General features: G+C 43.1%; 1 protein-coding gene. It reads right to left on the reverse strand.

Annotated features, from left to right (window positions below):
- Positions 1-9: 9 nt before the first annotated feature.
- On the reverse strand, positions 10-1041 hold the full coding sequence (locus tag M9194_RS21520; protein WP_250614762.1) for an IS630 family transposase: 1032 nt from the start codon (positions 1039-1041) through the stop codon (positions 10-12).
- Between the last annotated feature and the right edge of the window lie 60 nt (positions 1042-1101).

Genomic DNA, 1101 nt, shown 5'->3' on the forward strand with positions numbered 1-1101 from the left:
TATACCCAATCAACTTGAAGGTGCGGGCTTGAGTACCTGAAAATTATCATTGATTCGAGACATCAATGAACCTGCGATTTCTGGAAGAGTCACAGTAAAGAATTGGTCAATGGTTTCCTTGAAGTCTCGTTTATTTTTGAAGTAAACGTTATTCCTCGACTTCTCGTTCATTACCTTCCAAAGCCGCTCAATTGGATTGAGATTTGGACTGTAAGGTGGGAGGTAATGCAGCTCGATATTAAGGACAAATGCCGCATCTCTGACTAAATCACTGCGGTGATATCCTGCTCCATCTAAGATGATATGGAGCTTGTGGTTTAATGGGTAGCTATCTCTGAGCTGGCAGAAAAAGCGAACCATGTTTTCACTGTTAATGCTTTCGTAATCGCCAACAATGGTTGCTCCAATATCCGACAAGTTCAGCGCTCCAACAATATTGAGTCGGCTACGATTCCCTGTCGTTTTCAGCACTTTATCTTGGCCTTTGCGTATCCAGCCATGGGAGATTTTAGTCGACAGTGTTGGGTGAACGGCATCGATAAATACTATCGATTCATCCTCGCCGCAATTTGCCTTTAGAGCTTCGTAATCATCAATGAACGCTTGCTGTTTTGACTCATCAAACTTGTGTGGAACACCTTTCGTTTGCTTGTAGCTAAACCCATTGTGGTGAAGCCATTTATTCATGCCTGAAACGGTATAGCTAAGGCCGAACACCTCTTTAACATATGCGACAATTTGATGCGTATGAGAATAGGTGTTTTCGGTCAAATGTTCGATAAGTTGCATGGTTTGAGTGGCAGAAAGTTTGCTTTGGCTGCCCCCATTTTCAGGCTTAAGCTTTTCTGAAAGCACATAGTCGCTAAGATGGCGAGCGACGGTAGATTCATGAATGCGAAGGGCTTGAGAAATCATGGTCTGACTCCAACCTTCAGAAGCCAGTAAAACGGCTTTAATGCGATCGCATACTCGACTATCACGAGTCGAATCGTGCATCTGTTCAAGTTGCTGCTTTTGTTGGGGAGTCAGTGTAATTTTCATGGTGCTTAGCATGATCCTGATTTCATCGAAAATCAAGCACCTTCAATGATCAAGGGTATA

Origin of the sequence: Vibrio sinus, assembly GCF_023634645.1 — a bacterium.
Taxonomy (GTDB): domain Bacteria; phylum Pseudomonadota; class Gammaproteobacteria; order Enterobacterales; family Vibrionaceae; genus Vibrio; species Vibrio sinus.

Bases quoted from the DNA above. Each gene is read 5' to 3' on its own strand.
- M9194_RS21520 (WP_250614762.1), bottom strand. From the start codon at position 1,041: ATGAAAATTACACTGACTCCCCAACAAAAGCAGCAACTTGAACAGATG.